This is a genomic window from Aminobacter niigataensis (assembly GCF_014200015.1).
Taxonomy (GTDB): Bacteria; Pseudomonadota; Alphaproteobacteria; order Rhizobiales; family Rhizobiaceae; genus Aminobacter; species Aminobacter niigataensis.
The window spans coordinates 44,996-60,957 of sequence record NZ_JACHOT010000011.1; the positions used below are offsets into that span (position 1 = coordinate 44,996).

The 15,962-nt window shown below is 64.5% G+C and carries 16 protein-coding genes; 7 read left to right on the forward strand and 9 right to left on the reverse strand.

Annotated elements, in window-relative coordinates:
• The first annotated feature begins 138 nt into the window (after positions 1-138).
• The 4 genes from GGQ99_RS24700 (at position 139) to proC (ending at position 4,456) form a co-directional block, all read left to right on the forward strand.
• Positions 139-1,137: a glycosyltransferase family 2 protein gene (locus GGQ99_RS24700; protein ID WP_183264593.1), complete on the forward strand. Its 999-nt coding sequence runs from the start codon at positions 139-141 to the stop codon at positions 1,135-1,137.
• Positions 1,106-2,413 carry an O-antigen ligase family protein gene (locus GGQ99_RS24705; RefSeq protein WP_183264594.1) on the forward strand — a complete coding sequence of 436 codons (1,308 nt, stop codon included), beginning with the start codon at positions 1,106-1,108 and terminating at the stop codon, positions 2,411-2,413. Before GGQ99_RS24700 ends, GGQ99_RS24705 begins: the two co-directional genes overlap by 32 nt.
• Positions 2,414-2,458: 45 nt before the next feature.
• Positions 2,459-3,574: a metallophosphoesterase gene (locus GGQ99_RS24710; RefSeq protein WP_183264595.1), complete on the forward strand. Its 1,116-nt coding sequence runs from the start codon at positions 2,459-2,461 to the stop codon at positions 3,572-3,574.
• 66 nt (positions 3,575-3,640) lie between these two features.
• Positions 3,641-4,456, forward strand: a complete 816-nt coding sequence (gene proC, locus GGQ99_RS24715; RefSeq protein WP_108609171.1) for a pyrroline-5-carboxylate reductase — start codon at positions 3,641-3,643, stop codon at positions 4,454-4,456.
• Here the strand turns inward: proC and GGQ99_RS24720 are convergent, their stop codons facing one another.
• The 4 genes from GGQ99_RS24720 to modA all read right to left on the reverse strand — a co-directional run bounded on the left by GGQ99_RS24720 (position 4,457) and on the right by modA (position 7,527).
• A complete protein-coding gene (locus tag GGQ99_RS24720) occupies positions 4,457-4,798 on the reverse strand; it encodes a winged helix-turn-helix domain-containing protein (RefSeq protein WP_183264596.1) in 342 nt (113 codons plus the stop codon). It abuts the gene before it with no gap.
• Between the two features lie 15 nt (positions 4,799-4,813).
• Positions 4,814-5,926, reverse strand: coding sequence for a molybdenum ABC transporter ATP-binding protein (gene modC, locus GGQ99_RS24725; RefSeq protein WP_183264597.1), 1,113 nt, complete (start codon positions 5,924-5,926; stop codon positions 4,814-4,816).
• Positions 5,923-6,618, reverse strand: coding sequence for a molybdate ABC transporter permease subunit (modB, locus tag GGQ99_RS24730; protein ID WP_183264598.1), 696 nt, complete (start codon positions 6,616-6,618; stop codon positions 5,923-5,925). Before modB ends, modC begins: the two co-directional genes overlap by 4 nt.
• Before the next feature lie 102 nt (positions 6,619-6,720).
• Complete coding sequence (gene modA, locus GGQ99_RS24735) at positions 6,721-7,527, reverse strand: molybdate ABC transporter substrate-binding protein (RefSeq protein WP_183264599.1); 807 nt, start codon at positions 7,525-7,527, stop codon at positions 6,721-6,723.
• 275 nt (positions 7,528-7,802) lie between these two features.
• On the opposite strand from modA, the gene GGQ99_RS24740 reads away from it, so the two are divergent.
• Complete coding sequence (locus tag GGQ99_RS24740) at positions 7,803-8,654, forward strand: sulfite exporter TauE/SafE family protein (RefSeq protein WP_183264600.1); 852 nt, start codon at positions 7,803-7,805, stop codon at positions 8,652-8,654.
• A gap of 60 nt (positions 8,655-8,714) precedes the next feature.
• Here the strand turns inward: GGQ99_RS24740 and pcaF are convergent, their stop codons facing one another.
• The 3 genes from pcaF to GGQ99_RS24755 are packed head-to-tail and all read right to left on the reverse strand — an operon-like array spanning position 8,715 to position 11,576.
• Positions 8,715-9,920, reverse strand: coding sequence for a 3-oxoadipyl-CoA thiolase (gene pcaF, locus GGQ99_RS24745; protein WP_183264601.1), 1,206 nt, complete (start codon positions 9,918-9,920; stop codon positions 8,715-8,717).
• Positions 9,913-10,722, reverse strand: a complete 810-nt coding sequence (locus tag GGQ99_RS24750; RefSeq protein ID WP_183264602.1) for a CoA-transferase subunit beta — start codon at positions 10,720-10,722, stop codon at positions 9,913-9,915. Before GGQ99_RS24750 ends, pcaF begins: the two co-directional genes overlap by 8 nt.
• Positions 10,719-11,576 carry a CoA transferase subunit A gene (locus tag GGQ99_RS24755; RefSeq protein ID WP_108609177.1) on the reverse strand — a complete coding sequence of 286 codons (858 nt, stop codon included), beginning with the start codon at positions 11,574-11,576 and terminating at the stop codon, positions 10,719-10,721. Before GGQ99_RS24755 ends, GGQ99_RS24750 begins: the two co-directional genes overlap by 4 nt.
• A 144-nt stretch (positions 11,577-11,720) precedes the next feature.
• On the opposite strand from GGQ99_RS24755, the gene GGQ99_RS24760 reads away from it, so the two are divergent.
• Positions 11,721-12,494, forward strand: a complete 774-nt coding sequence (locus GGQ99_RS24760; protein WP_183264603.1) for an IclR family transcriptional regulator domain-containing protein — start codon at positions 11,721-11,723, stop codon at positions 12,492-12,494.
• Here the strand turns inward: GGQ99_RS24760 and GGQ99_RS24765 are convergent, their stop codons facing one another.
• A complete protein-coding gene (locus tag GGQ99_RS24765) occupies positions 12,495-13,331 on the reverse strand; it encodes an endonuclease/exonuclease/phosphatase family protein (protein WP_245439509.1) in 837 nt (278 codons plus the stop codon). It lies immediately after the preceding gene.
• A 172-nt stretch (positions 13,332-13,503) separates the two neighbouring features.
• Here GGQ99_RS24765 and GGQ99_RS24770 point away from each other — a divergent pair, with 172 nt between their 5' ends.
• Positions 13,504-15,054 (forward strand): phospholipase D family protein, encoded by a 1,551-nt coding sequence (locus tag GGQ99_RS24770; RefSeq protein WP_183264604.1) that lies wholly within the window; start codon positions 13,504-13,506, stop codon positions 15,052-15,054.
• A gap of 76 nt (positions 15,055-15,130) precedes the next feature.
• Here the strand turns inward: GGQ99_RS24770 and GGQ99_RS24775 are convergent, their stop codons facing one another.
• On the reverse strand, positions 15,131-15,958 hold the full coding sequence (locus GGQ99_RS24775; RefSeq protein WP_183264605.1) for an Lpg1974 family pore-forming outer membrane protein: 828 nt from the start codon (positions 15,956-15,958) through the stop codon (positions 15,131-15,133).
• Between the last annotated feature and the right edge of the window lie 4 nt (positions 15,959-15,962).

Below are 15,962 nucleotides of genomic sequence, written 5' to 3' on the forward strand. Positions count from 1 at the left end.
TGCGGTGAAGTCTTCATTAAGCAATCTGGCCGTTGTTGTGCAAACGCAACTGGCGGGAAGCCTCCGAGGCGCCATTATTTAACTCACCGTTATCGTGCCGATGCTAGGCAAGGACATCGTAAGAATCGGCGTTTTTCCATGACCGTCCTGCCACCCCTCAAGTCCGTGACCATCGCCGGCCAGTCGCCTTCGCTGGCCAATGACGTCGTGGACGTGGTTGTGACGCTGCCGACCTTCCGCAGGCCGCAGCAATTGCTGGCGACGCTCGATTCGCTCGCCAGGCAACAGACGGCGCGCCGCTTTGCGATCATCGTCATGGAGAATGACGACGAGGGCCGCGAGGGCTTGAACGCGGCACTGCCGCTGTTTGAGAGCGGCAAGATGGCCGGCATGGTGATCATCGCCCATGAACGTGGCAATTGCAGCGCCTACAATGCCGGCTGGCACACCGCACTTCTGCACTTTCCGAATTTCACCCAGTTGCTGGTGATCGACGACGACGAACTGGCCGACCCCTTGTGGCTGGAAACCATGTGCAGCACGCAGTTGCGGCTCGACGCCGACATCGTCGGCGGGCCGCAGCTTCCTGTGTTTGCCAATCCGTCGCATCAAACATGGGCCAAGCATCCGGTGTTTGCGCCGCCCTACTCCAGCACCGGACCCGTCCGGGCGCTGTTTTCCTCTGGCAATCTGCTGCTCACCCGCAACGTGCTGCTGGCGATGGGGCCTCCGTTCCTCGATTTGCGCTTCAACTTCATGGGCGGCGGCGATTCGGATTTCCTCAGCCGGGCCGCGCGGCGCGGCTTCAGGCTCGCCTGGTGTGCCGAGGCCAAGCTGTTCGAGAACGTGCCGGCGCGGCGCGTCGAGGCCGACTGGATCCGGGCGCGCGGCCTGCGCAACGGCGTCATTTCCACGCTGGTCGCCAAGAAGCAGTATTCCGGGGCGCCGCTCGCCAATACGCGGGTGTTCCTGAAGAGCCTGACGCTGCTGATCTTCTCGCCGTTGCGCGCACTTTTGCGGCTGATCTGGACCGGTTCGCCTTCGGTCGCCGCCTATACGATCCATGTCGCGCTGGGCCGCGTGCTCGCCGATTTCGGTTATGCCAATGAGCAATATCGGCAGCCTGAAAAGAACTGATGCGGCGCCGCTGTCGGCAGCGTTCACCCGTTCGGGTGTCGCCACCGCCATCGCGACGGTGCTGCTGACCGTGGTGATCGTCTCGTTCCGCCCGTTCCAGCCAGCAGGCGCCGATGTCGCCGGCGGCGGCGACATCGTCAACCAGCTTGGCTTCGGCTCGCTCGGCGGACTGTCGATCTTCGCCCTGCTGACATTCGCCGCTCCCGACCGGCTGCGTGCGCTGGCGAGTATGCCTTGGGCGATCCTGCTCTGCTTCTTCATGATTTCGGTGGTGACCGCGACCGATCCCGGATCTGCGTTCCGTGCTGCGTCCTTCACCCTGATCGGCATCCTGGCCATGGCGACCGTGCTGGCGCTGCCGCGCAACGCCGATGCCTATTCGACGGTGCTCGCCGTATCGGGACTGGTCGTCGTCGGGCTCTGCTATGCCGGCGTGGTGCTCAACCCGGGCGTGGCGATCCACGGCGCCGACGGTGTCGAGCCCCAGCATGCCGGGCTGTGGCGCGGCGCGTTCTCGCACAAGAACATCGCCGCCCCGGTCATGGCCTGCTACAGCTTCGCCGGCATCTACCTCTTCCGGCGCGGCTGGCAATGGTCGGGCGCGATTTTGTTCGCCGCCGCCATGTTCTTCATGTTCCATACCGGCTCCAAGACCACGGCCGGCCTGGTGCCGCTGTCGATCATGGTGGTCATCCTGCCAGGCCTGATCGGCATGCGGGCGGGCGCGCCGGTGTTGTTTGCGATGGCCATTGTCGGCACGGCGCTCGCCACGCTGGGTATCGTCTTCATCGATCCGCTGAAGGATCTTGCCGCCTACTTCGTCCCCGACCTCACCTATACCGGCCGCACCACGCTGTGGGCCTATGCCGGCGAGATGCTGGCCAAGCACCCTTGGTTCGGCTACGGCTACGAAAGCTTCTGGGGCACGCCGCTGCTCACCGAAAGCGAGCGCGCCTTCGACCAGGACTGGGACATCCGCGCCATCGTGCACGGCCATAACGGCTATCTCGACCTCGCGGTGCTGATGGGCATCCCAGCGCTTGTCACGGCGGTCTACGCTTTCCTGATCGCACCGCTGCGCGACTACATGCGCATTCCGCTGACCAAGGAGAATGTCTTCCTGGGCGACATGTTCATGATGGTGGTGCTGTTCACCGCGCTCAACGCCTTCCTCGAAAGCTTCTTCTTCCGCCGGGCCGACCCGGTGTGGCTGTTCTTCGTCTTCGGCGTGCTGGGGCTGCGGCTGGTGTCACGCGTGGTGATCCGCAAAGCCTGATCCTGAGCTCTTGATCCCACCCGGCACGCACGACATTCTGGCGCCATGGCCACCGCTGTTTCCAGACGCCAGCTGCTCGCCGGGTCGCTCGGTATCGGCATCTTGCCGCTGCTGCGGACCTTGCCGGTGCGAAGTGCCGCATGGCCGAAGGCCGACGCGACCTTCCTGTTTGCTGCAGACATCCATGCCTGCCGCATGGCAAGCGGGCTCAGTCCGAACTGCCAGACCGAAGGCAAGACGGACGAGAACCTGCGTCGGCACATCGCGGCCCTGAACGAGGTCGCAAAACTGGAGTGGCCCAGCGAAATCAGTGGCGTGTCGTCGGGCCTTGCCAGCGCCGGCACACGAATCGGCCGTCCGCTCGGCCTGGTCATCGGCGGCGACATGACCGACGACGGCGGTGGGCAGGTGACGCTGCCGCACGAGGGCACCCAGCTCTTGCAGTTCAGCCATCGCTACCAGGAAGGAAACGACCCCGACCGCGTGCATGTGCCGGTCTATGTCGGGCTCGGCAATCACGACCTCGATCAGGATGGGCCGCCGCAGCATGTCGACTGGTACCGGCGCGAGCTACGCGACTATGTCGAGATCAACCACCGGCCAAGCGTGTTCTTCAAGCCACCGGTCCCGGCCACCAACTATGACGCGCCGTCCGACTGCTACTCCTGGGACTGGGGCGGGCTGCATCTCGTCCAGACGCACAGATTTGCCGGCGACACGGCCAAGGACGCGCCGAGCGCGCTCGGCTGGCTGAAGCGGGACCTCAAGACCTTTGCCGGCGACGGCAGGCCGGTGATCCTGTTCCAGCACTATGGCTGGGACCAGTTCTCGATCGAAAGATGGGACCCCGGTGCCCGCCAGTTCAACGACACCGGCAGCGGCAAGCCGCACTGGTGGAGCGACGACGACCGGCGCGCGCTGCTGGCTGCCATCGACGGAGCGAACGTGATCGCCGTCTTCCACGGCCACCAGCATGAGACGCCAATGATCTACAGGCGCGACGGGCTGGACCTTTTCAAGCCGAAAGCCGGTTTCATGGGTGGCTTCGCGGTCGTCCGGGTGACCGACGGCTTCATGGATGTCGTGCTGGGGGAAGCCGGGGCGCGCGGCAGCGTCACCTTCACCAACGCCTTCGGCAAGAGACTGGACGACACACGCTGAAGTGGCGTTTCCGCCCTTCCGCATGGCTGCAAGACGGTCTATGTCAGGATGTTCGGAGGGCTTTGAATGACCATCAGACTGATCCTCGCAGGTTGCGGCAACATGGGCTACGCCATGCTCACGGGCTGGCTGAAATCGGGCAAGCTCGCGCCAGCTGAGACATTCGTCGTCGAGCCAAACGCCGAACTGCGCGCCCGCGCCGCCGAGCTCGGCAGCCGCGTCGCCTCGGAAGTTGGCGGCATCCCGGCCGATGCCGATCCCGAAATCATCGTCATTGCGGTCAAGCCGCAGGTCATTCGCGAGGTCACTGCCGGCTACCGCCGCTTCGGCAACGGCCGTGCGACCTTCGTCAGTGTCGCTGCAGGCACATCGGTCGCCACCTTCAGCAACATCCTCGGTGTACGGACGCCGATCGCGCGCTGCATGCCCAACACGCCCGCCGCCATCGGCAAGGGCATGATGGTGGTCTATTCCAACGACCACGTCACGGACGCCACAAAGGCGCGGGTCGCGGACCTGCTGTCGGCCAGCGGCGAAGTCGCGACGATCGCCGACGAAGGCCTGATGGACGCGGTCACCGCCGTCTCCGGCTCGGGACCGGCCTACATCTTCCACTTCATCGAATGCCTGACGGCAGCGGCCGAGAATGCCGGACTGGCGCCGAAGACGGCGTCGCTTCTGGCGATGCAGACGGTCTATGGCGCTGCCAGCCTGGCCGCCGAAAGCCGCGAGGACCCGGCCGTGCTGCGCCGCCAGGTGACCAGCCCCAACGGTACGACTGCGGCAGCGCTCGGTGTGCTGATGGGCGAGGATCGTCTCAAGAACCTGCTCACCGAAGCCGTCGAGGCGGCCCGGCTGCGCTCGGTCGAACTCGGGAAATAGCTACTTCGTATCGGCTTCGGCCTGCAGCGCCTTGATATGGGGCGCGGCCGCCTCGTAGACGGCGCGCTCCATGTCGCGGAACTGGCGGATGACCTGCTCGCCGACCTCCGTGAGCTCGGCGCCGCCACCGTGCTTGCCGCCGGTCTTGGCCGCGACCAGCGGCTTGCCGAACATGTCCTTCATCTCTTCGACAAGATCCCAGGCGCGCTTGTAGGACATTTCCATGGCCCGCGCCGCCGCCGAGATCGAGCCGGTGGCTGCAATCTGTTCGAGAAGCTCGATCTTGCCCGGACCCAGACGGCCCTTCGGATCGAGATAGAGGCGCAGGGTCAGGGACGGCATCGGCTACTCCAGTCTTCAGCTGGTTAGCACAAGCGGCGCCCCCGGAGAAAGATTGGCGCGATCGAAGGCAACAGTCTTGATGACCGCAAAAACGTCGCGCCCGACAGTCAGCTGCAGCGTTTCGAGCGACTGGCGCGTGATACGCGAGACGAGCATGTCGCCATGGCAGTCGAGGCGAAGGTCGACCTGCGCGCCGTTGACTTTGCCGATATCAACGATCCTGCTCGGCAGGATGTTGAGCGCACTGAGGCCCTGGGGCCGCTCGGTGGCGATCATGACGTCGCGCGCCCGAACCCGGACACGCACGACAGCGCCTTCAGGCAGGGCGACACGAGGCACGCGCATCTCGCCGGCGGCAGCGCCAAGCACGGTCATGCCGAAGCCTTCGTCGTGACGCAGCACCTTCATGTCGAGCACGGCACCGCCCTCGCCCACTTCCTCCGGTGGCAACAGGTCGAGCCTTTGCATGATCTCGGTCGTCGGACCCGAAGCTGCGACCTTGCCCTCGGCCATGACGACGACGTCGGTGGCGAGGCGGGCGACCTCGGCAATCGAATGGCTGACATAGACGATCGGGATCCTGGTCTCGTCGCGCAGGCGTTCGAGATAGGGCATGATCTCTGCCTTGCGGGCATCGTCAAGCGAGGCCAGCGGCTCATCCATGAGCAGCAGCCGAGGGCTTGCCAGCAGCGCCCGGCCGATGGCGACACGCTGCTTTTCTCCACCGGACAACAAAGCTGGACGCCGGCCCAGCAGGTGGCCGATGCCGAGCATCTCGACCACGCGGTCGAATTCGGCGTAGCGCTCGCCTTGCGGCGTGAACCAGCGGCCATAGCGCAGGTTCGAGCGTACCGTCAGATGCGGGAACAGCCTGGCATCCTGGAAGACGAAACCGACGCGGCGCCTGTACGCGGGCACGAAACGGCGGTTTGCGGTGTCGACCAGCGTCCGGTCGCCGATGACGATGCGGCCGGCGTCGGGGCGTATCAGCCCGGCGATGATGTTGATGAGCGAGGTCTTGCCCGAACCCGAAGGTCCGAACAGTGCCGTCAGGTGACCGGCGCTCTCGAAGCTGGTTTCGAGGTCGAGCGCGCCGAGGCGGTGGTGGACAGCGACGGAGAGCGTCATCCGATATCCAAGCGTTGGCCAATGCGGCGAGCAAACATCTCGGACACCACAAGCGCTGCCATCGAGATGGCGATGGAGATCAGCGTCAGCCGCATGGCTCCGGCATCGCCGCCCGGCACCTGGGTGAAGGTGTAGATCGCCGACGGCAATGTCTGGGTTTCTCCGGGAATGTTCGAGACGAAGGTGATGGTGGCGCCGAACTCGCCCATCGCCTTGGCGAAGGAGAGGATCATGCCGGCAACGATGCCGGGTAGGATCAGTGGAAGCGTCACCGTCAGAAACACCCACAAGGGGCTTGCCCCGAGCGTGCCGGCAGCCGCTTCGAGCCGCCGGTCGACCGCCTCGATGGAGAGCCTTATGGCGCGTACCATCAGCGGAAAGCCCATGACCGCGCAGGCAAGGGCGGCACCCGTCCAGCGGAACGAGAAGACGATGCCGAAATACTCGTCGAGAAACGAGCCGATCGGGCCGCGGCGACCGAAGCTCAGCAGCAGCAGGTAGCCGGTGACGACAGGCGGCAGGATCAGCGGCAAATGGACGACCCCGTTGAGCAGCGACTTGCCCCAGAATTTCCCACGCGCCAGCAGCAAAGCAATGGCGATGCCGAAAGGCAGGCTGGCAGCCATCGCCCACAGCCCGACCTTGATCGACAGGCGGACCGCATTCCATTCGTCAGGAGTGAGGTCCAGCATTGCCTAGTCGCATTCCCTCAAAAAGCCTGTCCCACCCCGCCGTGCGGGATGGGACACAGATTGTCGTTGCGGCAAGAATACCGGAGAGCGGTAAACCACTCCCTAGTTGGACACCACCGGCGCAAGCATGGTGAAGCCCTGGGCCTCGAACAGTTCCTTGGCCTTGGCGGACTGAAGATATTTCACGTAAGCAGCAGCGTCCGCGCTCTTCGAGTCCGCCGTCACGCCGACCGGATAGACGATGGGAGGATGCGAGTCTTCCGGGAACACACCAACGACCTTGACGCCGGGTTCTGCAGTCGCGTCGGTCTGGTAGACGATGCCGAGCGGGGCTTCACCCGTCGACACGAGCTTGAGGGCGGCACGCACGTTTTCTGCCTGGGCGATCTTGCCCTCGACCGACGACCAGACACCGAGCTTTTCGAGCGCGGCCTTGCCATACTTGCCGGCGGGCACCGCCTTGACGTCGCCCATGGCGAGACGGCCGTCGCCAAGCAGAGCGGCAAGGTCGAAATTCGCAGCGATGTCGGCCTTGGCGGCGGAATCCTTCGGCGCAACCAGCACGATGCGGTTGCCGAGCAGCTTGACGTCCGAGCCGTCCTTGATCAGCTTCTTGTCGGCAAGATACTTCATCCAGTCGAGATCGGCCGAGATGAACACGTCGGCGGGTGCGCCTTCCTCGATCTGCTTGGCGAGGGCCGAGCTCGCGGCGTAGGACGCGGTCGCGGATTTGCCGCTCTCGGCCTTCCAGGCGGCGTCGACGGCATCGAGTGCGTTCTTGAGGCTGGCGGCGGCGAACACGACCACGTCGCCATCGGCGCGCGCCGAAGGCAGGCCGAACGAGAGCATCGCCGCCAAGCCGCCCGCAGCGGCCACAAGCCGCAACCCAAATCCCCTACGCGTGAACATCGTCATTCCTCCATGATTGACCAGGCCGCAGCCCGGCTGCGGATTCGTTATATTCATACGAATATAGCACTCCCCGCACAACCACCCATCCGGGTGGTTTTCGGCAAAACTGTTGCCGGATTTTGGGAGGTTGCGTGATTGGACTTGCAGTCCGGGGGAGACTGGCCCGTCCGTTCATGGCATATGTCTCGCTCTCACCTTGGGGCATGCAGACGTGGCACCTTGTGTCCGGCGACACCCTGTCCATTCAGCCACGCCAACACGAGTTCCCCGAAATGTCCGGCATCACCATGTTCGAAATCATCTGGCTCGCCATCGCGCTGCTCGGCGCGGGCGCCGTCACCGGCCTTCTGGCCGGTGTGTTCGGTGTCGGCGGCGGTGCGGTCATCGTGCCGGTGCTGTATGAATTGTTCCGCATGGTCGGCGTGCCGGAAGAGGTGCGCATGCCGCTGTGCGTCGGCACCTCGCTCGCCATCATCATCCCGACGTCGATCCGCTCGTTCAGCGCCCACAAGGCCAAGGGCGCGGTCGACATGACGATCCTGAGGCAATGGGCGGTGCCGGTGGTGCTCGGTGTGTTGATGGGCAGCGTGATCGCGCGCTATGCCTCGCCGGATCTGTTCAAGATGGTGTTCGTCGTCGTAGCCGGCATCTCGGCGATCAGGCTGCTGTTCGGCAAGGATTCATGGCGCCTCGGCCTCGACATGCCGGGCAAGCTCATCATGAACGCCTATGGCTGGCTGATCGGGGTGCTGTCGAGCCTGATGGGCATCGGCGGCGGGCAGCTTTCAAACCTGTTCATGACCTTCTACGGCCGTCCCATCCACCAGGCGGTGGCGACGTCCTCGGGTCTCGGCGTGCTGATCTCGATCCCCGGCGCGCTTGGCTATATCTATGCCGGATGGCCGCGCGCGGCGGAATACCCCGATGTCGCCGCCCTGCAGTTTCCGCTGTCGCTCGGCTATGTCTCGCTCGTCGGCCTGATCCTGTTCGTGCCGACCAGCGTGCTGACCGCCCCTTTGGGCGCGCGGCTGGCGCACGCGCTGTCGAAACGCAAGCTTGAAGTCGCCTTTGGCATCTTCCTGCTTTTGATCAGCCTGCGCTTCCTGATCAGCCTCGTCGGCTGATCTTCCAAATCAAAACGCCCGGCAGTGCCGGGCGTTTGCATTCTCGGGACAGACAGCGGATCAGGCGCGCTCGAGTGCGACCGCGATACCCTGCCCGACACCGATGCACATGGTGGCAAGCGCCAGCTTGCCACCGCGCAGGCCGAGCTCCAGCGCCGCGGTACCGGCGATGCGGGCGCCCGACATGCCCAGCGGATGGCCCAGTGCGATGGCCCCGCCATTCGGGTTCACGTGCTCCGCATCCTCGGCGATGCCGAGTTCGCGCAGCACGGCGATGCCTTGGGAGGCAAAAGCTTCATTGAGTTCGATGACGTCGAAGTCGGCCGGGCTGATGCCGAGCCGGGCGCACAGCTTCTTGGTCGCCGGTGCCGGGCCGATGCCCATGATGCGGGGTGCTACGCCCGCCGCCGCACCGCCAAGCACGCGAGCGATCGGCGTCAGGCCGTACTTCTTCACCGCAGCTTCGGAGGCAACGATGAGGGCTGCCGCGCCATCGTTGACGCCCGAGGCGTTGCCGGCGGTCACCGTGCCGCCCTGACGGAACGGCGTCGGCAGCTTGGCCAGCGTCTCGATGGTCGTGCCGGCGCGCGGATGCTCATCCTTGGCAACGACGATCGCATCGCCCTTGCGCTGCGGGATCGTCACCGGGGTGATCTCCTTGCCAAGGCGACCGTTTTCCTGCGCGGCGACGGCCTTGTTCTGGCTGCGCACGGCAAAGGTATCCTGATCGGCGCGGGAGACGGAAAAGTCCTCCGCGACGTTCTCACCGGTCTCGGGCATCGAATCGACGCCATACTGCTTTTTCATCACCGGGTTGACGAAGCGCCAGCCGATGGTCGTGTCGTGGATCTCGGCATGGCGCGAGAAAGCCGCGTCGGCCTTGGGCATGACGAAGGGCGCGCGGCTCATGCTCTCGACGCCACCGGCAATCATCAGCTCGGCTTCGCCGGCCTTGATGGCGCGGGCAGCAGCAATCAGCGCGTCCATGCCCGAACCGCAGAGGCGATTGATGGTCGTGCCGGAGACTTCCTGCGGCAGTCCGGCCAAAAGCAGCGACATGCGGGCCACGTTGCGGTTGTCCTCGCCGGCCTGGTTGGCGCAGCCGAAGATCACGTCATCGACGGCAGCCCAATCGACCGAGGCATTGCGCTCCATCAGCGCCCTGAGCGGCACGGCGCCGAGATCGTCTGCGCGGACCGAGGACAGCGAACCGCCAAAGCGGCCTATCGGGGTGCGGATGTAGTCGCAGATATAGGCCTCAGCCATCCTTGGATCCTCTCTTTGCGGAAACTGCCTCGCCCTTGTGGGCGGCGTCGGTGCGCGCCTTTAGATCACGCAGCGTCTGCAATTCCAACTGCGTCGGAACAGGTGTTTCCTCCAGCGTATCGGCGAATTTAACCGTCCAGCCGCAGGTCTCCTGGACCTTGTCGCGGGTGACGCCAGGGTGCAGTGAAACGACGGTGAATTCCTTGGTCACCGGATCCGGCTTCCAGATGGCGAGGTCGGTGATCAGCAGCGTCGGGCCCTTGGTGTCGATGCCGAGGCGCTTACGATGGTCGCCGCCGTCGCCATGGCCGAAGGAGGTGTAGAAGTCGATCTTTTCGACCATGCCGCGCTTCGACTGCGCCATGGTGATGTAGATTTCCTTCGACGAGGTTGCGATCTCCGGCGCACCGCCGCCGCCCGGCAGCCGGGTCTTGGGATGGGCATAGTCGCCGATGACAGTCGTGTTGATGTTGCCGAACTTGTCGAGCTGGGCCGCGCCGAGGAAGCCGATCGAGATGCGGCCGCCCTGGAGCCAGTAGCGGAACATCTCCGGCACCGAGACGGTGGTGACGGCAGTGTCGCACAATTCGCCGTCGCCGATCGACAGCGGCAGCACGTCGGGCGCGGTGCCGATGGTGCCGGATTCGTAGATCAGCGTGATGTCTGGCGCATGGGTCAGGCGTGCGACGTTGCAGGCGGCCGACGGCGCGCCGATGCCGACGAAGCAGACATCGTCGCCCTTGAGCGCGCGCGAGGCGGCAATCGTCATCATTTCATTGGGGGTGAAGCCGAGCTCGCTCATGCCACGTTCCTCAGGTGTTCGACGCGTCCGGCGAAATCGTCGGCGGTCTTTTCGATGACGTTCTTCTGCATCCACTCGCGGAAGCGGTCGCGGTCGGCGGCGATCTCGTCCCATTCGAGATAGGAGGCGTTGTCACGGATATAGTAGCCATGGGCATAGGACGGGTGCGCCCCGCCAGGCACGACGGAGATCGCGGTGACCGACCAGTTGGGCAGCACGGTCAGGTTGGGGTGCAGGTCGTCGAAATTGTCGACCACTTCCTCGACGGTCACCACCGCGCGCTTGGCAGCAAGGGCTGCCTCCTTCTGGATGCCGATGATGCCTTCGACGAGCACGTCGCCGCGCTTGTTGGCCTTCTGGGCATGGATGAAAGTGACATCCGGACGAACCGACGGAACAGCCGCCAGCACCTCGCCGGTGAACGGGCAGGTCACCGACTTGATGTTCGGATTGACCCTGGCGAGCTCGGCGCCGCGATAGCCGCGGAAGATGGCGCAAGGCAAGCCGGCGGCGCCCGCCTCATAGGCATTGGCCATGGCGGCGTGGCTGTGCTCCTCGATCTCCAGCGCATGTGGAAAACCGTTCTCGACCGCATCGCGCAGGCGTCGCAGCAGGCCGACGCCGGGATTGCCGGCGTAGGAGAAGATCGCCTTCCTGGCCATGCCCATGCCGATCATCTGGTCGTAGATCAGGTCCGGCGTCATGCGGACAAGCGTCAGGTCCTTGAAGCCCTGGCGGATCGCCTCATGGGCGGCCGCGGTGGGAATGAGATGCGTGAACCCTTCGAAGGCCACGGTGTCGCCGTTGTTGAGGTTATCGGCGACCGCCTTCGACAGGGGGAGAAATTTGGTCATCGCGTTTCGTCCCGGTTGTCCAAAGTTCGCTCAAAAGTTCGTATTGCGAACATTTGTTTTCTATGCGATACATTTCTGAGGCAAGATGGCGCTGGAGTCAATGACCAGGCTCTGCCGCAGCAGATATTTCGGAGAAAGGCCGCCATGCGCGACGACGACACCGCACGCGACCACGTCACCTCGCTGGAGCGCGGACTGTCGGTGATGGAGATCCTGGCCGCCAATGCGGCAGGCCTGACGCTGACCGAAACGGCCGAAAAAGCGGGCCTCACCCGCGCCGGCGCGCGGCGCTTCCTGCTGACCTTGGTGGCGACAGGCTATGCGGTGCAATCGGGCCGGAACTTTTCGCTGTCGCCCCGGCTGCTGACGCAGGCGCGCATCTGGCTGCACGGCGTGCCGCTGTGGACTTTCGCCGAGCCCTTCATGAAGGAGACGGCGGCAAAGCTGCATGAGTCTTGTTCGGCGGCGACCCTGTCGGGCGAGGACATGGTCTATGTCGCGCGCGTGCCGGGACCGCGCATCATCGGCGTCGACCTGCAGGTCGGTGCGCATTTGCCCGCCTTCTGCACTGCAATGGGCCGCGTGCTGCTGTCGGGGCTGACGGATGCCGACCTCGAGGGCTTCCTCGCCCGTGCCGCGATCGTCCAGCGGACGCCGAAGACCGTGACCGACCGGGCGAAACTTGCTGACATCATCGGCAGGGTGCGAACGGACGGCCACGCCATCGTCGACGAGGAACTGGAGATCGGGCTGCGCTCGATCGCCGTCCCCTTGCGCGACCGATCGGGCGTGATCGTCGCCGCGATCAACATCTCGACGCAGTCCACACGCCACACGCCGGCCGAGATGGAAGCGGAGATCCTGCCGCTGCTCAGGGAGATGGCGGCAAGGATCAGCGACTTCTTCGTCGTCCAGTGATCAGGCGGCTTCAGCCAGCCCATTGCGCTTGGCATTCAGCCGGATCACGGCCCTGATCGGCAGATGATCCGAGGCGATGCGCGCCAATGCGGTGTCGTGCGCCTCGATCTCTGTGAGCAGATTGTGCGGCCTGGCCATGACGCGGTCGAGCGCCAATACCGGAAAGCGCGAGGGAAAGCTCGGAACGATGGCGTGCATCGGCCCAAAGGCCGGTTCCAGGCTGCGCAGCGACGAGCGCTTGCCCAGGCGCCATTCGTTGAGGTCGCCGACAAGAATCGTTGGTTTTTCGCTGTGCAGCTCGGCGGCGGTCAAAAGCGTGCCGGCCTGGAGCTTGCGCGAATGGCGCAGCAGGCCGAAATGCGCTGCAATGATGCGCAGCGGACCCGCTTCGAGCTCAAGATCGACGATGACGGCGCCACGCGGCTCGGCGCCGGGCAGCACGATCTGCCGCGCTGAACTGACCGAGCCCTTGCGAAACAGCACGACATTGCCGTGCCAGCCATGGCTCTTGCGCCGGCCCGCAAGGGGAACCGGCACCAGCCCGGTCTCGCGCGCGACCGCATCGAGGTCGAGCAGCCCGGCACGGTCGCCGAAGCGCTGGTCGGCTTCCTGCAGCGCAATGACGTCGGCGCCGATCTCGGAAATCACCGCCATCGTGCGCTGCGGATCGAAACGGCGATCCAGCCCGACGCATTTGTGAACGTTGTAGGAGGCAACGACGATTTCGCTGTGGGTGCCGGTTGCGGCGATCGAAAACGCGTCCTGCTGGTGCTGTGCCGAAGGCTGGTGCCCGGCACCTGCCCTATCGGAAATCTCCAAGCCTTGCGTGCTAGCCATCACTCGTCTGGAATCTCTGGGAAATTCGTGTTCAGTTGCGGCAGGCGTTCGTGCCAACTGTAACCTATATGGTCGAGGTGTTCGAGGTTTTCCACATGCGTCACGATGGCTCTCCACCGAAATGCTGTCGCGAGGCTATGGTTCCCATCCCAGCCGGCGGACCGCAATACGCATGAAACTCATTGCCATCATTGTCGCAGTGGCGGGGACGCTGGTCATCGCGTCGCTGCTCGCGGTCTATGCTTTTGGCCGTTTCGCCAAGCGCGCGCGGGGGACCCCCTCCCAGGCGCTGCCGACGGCGGAAAGCGAGACCCAATTCGATGCGCTGGTGGCGCCGCTCCTGGCCGATCATCCGGGCCAGAGCGGGCTGGCGCTGCTTTCCTCCAATCTCCACGCCTTTGCCGTCAGGGCCTATACCGCCCGCCACGCGCAGCGCAGCCTCGACCTGCAATATTACTACTGGAAGGACGACCTCACCGGCGGACTGCTCGCCCGCGAAATCCTCGGCGCTGCCGACCGCGGGGTGCGCGTGCGGCTGATCCTCGACGACATCAACGCCCGGGGCTACGACCCCAACTACATCGCGCTCGACAGCCACCCCAACATCGAGGTCCGGCTGTTCAATCCGAGCTGGGCGCGGGCCTTCGGCCTGCAACGCGGGCTGGAACTCGTGCTGCGGGCAGTGCGGACGACCCGGCGCATGCACAACAAGGCATGGATCGCCGACGGCAGGCTGGCGATCGTCGGCGGCCGTAATATCGGCGACGCCTATTTCGATGCCTCGGAGGAGGCCAATTTCCGCGACATGGATCTTTTGCTCGCCGGCCCCGCGGTCGAGCAGACGGAAGCGATCTTCGACGGTTTCTGGAACAGCGAGGCGGTGCTGCCGATCCGCCATGTCACCGGCATGGCCAAGGGCGACCTGCCGGCGCTCAGGGCGCGACTGGAACGCACGGCCACCACAGGCCTTGCGGAACCCTACATCCATCGCGTCGCGCAGGAGAGCGGGGCATGGTCGTCCTCGGGCATGGGTCGGCTGCGCTGGACCAGCGAAGCCGCTGTCGCGTCGGACCCGCCGGAAAAGGCCATGGGCGCGGGCCAGGACAACTGGCTGATGACGGCGATCAGGCCGGTGCTGAAGTCGGCAAGGCGGGAATTGCGTATCGTCTCGCCCTATTTCATCCCCGGAGAAGCGGGAACGCAGGAACTGACGACCTTGGCCGAGAACGGGGTTGCGGTGACCGTGCTGACCAATTCGCTGGCGGCAACCGACGTTGCGGCGGTCCATGGCGCCTATGTCCGCTACCGCAAGCCGCTGCTCGAAAACGGCATCGACATCTACGAACTCAAGCCGGACGACGAGCGCACCGACATGTCGCTGTTCGGCTCCAAGGGCGCCAGCCTGCACACCAAGGCATTCATCGCCGACGGGCAGGCAGGCTTCGTCGGCTCCTTCAACTTCGACCCACGATCGGCCTCCCTCAACACCGAGATGGGCGTCCTGTTCAGGCAGGAGGAACTGGCAAGCGAGGTCGAGGCGGTGATCGAGGCGCAGATTTCGCCACGCAGCAGCTTCAGGCTGTCGCTGCATGGCGACAAGCTGAGCTGGACCGACCACACCGCCAACGGACCGCGCAAGCTGAAGCACGAACCGCAGGCCAGCCTGCGCCGCCGCCTGGTGGCCAAAGTGATCAGCTATCTGCCGATCGAATCACAGTTGTGAGCAAAAAAGGCGGCCCAGCGGACCGCCTTCAGCGATTCTACCGCAATCAGGACGTCGCCGGCAGACGCCTTCCCGCTCAGTAGTTCAGCGACAGCCGCATGAACGGGCCATGGATCAACTGGCTGGCGCGCCCGCTTGGTTCAGGAAGAGGCGCATCCTGAAACGTCTTGTAGCCGACAGCCGACAGGTATTCGAGCTGATATCCAGCACCAAGCTTGGCACCAGGCGCGAACTCCCAGGCGAGGCCGCCCTTCGCGCCAACAGTCGCAAACGTGCGGTCTTCGGAAAACTCGGCTGGTGCTCCATAGTGCCTGTCAGCGTTGATCCGACCGAACAGGACTGAGGCATCTGCAGATGCAAAGAAGCTCAGTTGTTCTCCTACAGGCCTCGCGACGTCGAAGCCCAGTCTTGGGCCAATGCCCCAAGACCTGGACGAAGCGACAAAAATTGGCAACAAGATATGATCGGTGAAATCCGCGCTATAGTTCTGGTAGCGCAGGCCAGCGAATGGGCGCAGCGACCAATCGTCGTGCTCAATATTGTAGCCGGCTTCAACGTCAAAATTCCAGTACCGACCGCCGGTGAACTGCCAGTCGTATGGATCGTCGTTGCGCCTGCCGGCGGACTGCTCCAAATAGCGGAGCCCGGCTGCGACATCCCAACTATCGGCAAAACGGTAACCCAGTTTTGCAGCGCCGGAACCACCTGCTCCGGTTCTCGCGTCAAGATAACCAGCGCCGTCGAACTGCCGATTGTGGCTGTTGGTGCGGAAGGCATACGCCCCTTCGACGTAGCCGAACCAAGATGCAACCGGCGTCGTCTCAGCAGTACCCTGTATATCAGCGGCGGCAGAAGCTGTTGTCGCAATGACGAGCGAAGAAAATGCAATAATTACTTTTTTCATACCA

What these genes read in the sequence shown, in the direction of transcription:
- GGQ99_RS24700 (WP_183264593.1), top strand. Translation starts at nt 139, where the DNA reads ATGACCGTCCTGCCACCCCTCAAGTCCGTGACCATCGCCGGCCAGTCG.
- GGQ99_RS24705 (WP_183264594.1), top strand. Translation starts at nt 1,106, where the DNA reads ATGAGCAATATCGGCAGCCTGAAAAGAACTGATGCGGCGCCGCTGTCG.
- GGQ99_RS24710 (WP_183264595.1), top strand. Translation starts at nt 2,459, where the DNA reads ATGGCCACCGCTGTTTCCAGACGCCAGCTGCTCGCCGGGTCGCTCGGT.
- proC (WP_108609171.1), top strand. Translation starts at nt 3,641, where the DNA reads ATGACCATCAGACTGATCCTCGCAGGTTGCGGCAACATGGGCTACGCC.
- GGQ99_RS24720 (WP_183264596.1), bottom strand. Translation starts at nt 4,798, where the DNA reads ATGCCGTCCCTGACCCTGCGCCTCTATCTCGATCCGAAGGGCCGTCTG.
- modC (WP_183264597.1), bottom strand. Translation starts at nt 5,926, where the DNA reads ATGACGCTCTCCGTCGCTGTCCACCACCGCCTCGGCGCGCTCGACCTC.
- modB (WP_183264598.1), bottom strand. Translation starts at nt 6,618, where the DNA reads ATGCTGGACCTCACTCCTGACGAATGGAATGCGGTCCGCCTGTCGATC.
- modA (WP_183264599.1), bottom strand. Translation starts at nt 7,527, where the DNA reads ATGTTCACGCGTAGGGGATTTGGGTTGCGGCTTGTGGCCGCTGCGGGC.
- GGQ99_RS24740 (WP_183264600.1), top strand. Translation starts at nt 7,803, where the DNA reads ATGTCCGGCATCACCATGTTCGAAATCATCTGGCTCGCCATCGCGCTG.
- pcaF (WP_183264601.1), bottom strand. Translation starts at nt 9,920, where the DNA reads ATGGCTGAGGCCTATATCTGCGACTACATCCGCACCCCGATAGGCCGC.
- GGQ99_RS24750 (WP_183264602.1), bottom strand. Translation starts at nt 10,722, where the DNA reads ATGAGCGAGCTCGGCTTCACCCCCAATGAAATGATGACGATTGCCGCC.
- GGQ99_RS24755 (WP_108609177.1), bottom strand. Translation starts at nt 11,576, where the DNA reads ATGACCAAATTTCTCCCCCTGTCGAAGGCGGTCGCCGATAACCTCAAC.
- GGQ99_RS24760 (WP_183264603.1), top strand. Translation starts at nt 11,721, where the DNA reads ATGCGCGACGACGACACCGCACGCGACCACGTCACCTCGCTGGAGCGC.
- GGQ99_RS24765 (WP_245439509.1), bottom strand. Translation starts at nt 13,331, where the DNA reads ATGGCTAGCACGCAAGGCTTGGAGATTTCCGATAGGGCAGGTGCCGGG.
- GGQ99_RS24770 (WP_183264604.1), top strand. Translation starts at nt 13,504, where the DNA reads ATGAAACTCATTGCCATCATTGTCGCAGTGGCGGGGACGCTGGTCATC.
- GGQ99_RS24775 (WP_183264605.1), bottom strand. Translation starts at nt 15,958, where the DNA reads ATGAAAAAAGTAATTATTGCATTTTCTTCGCTCGTCATTGCGACAACA.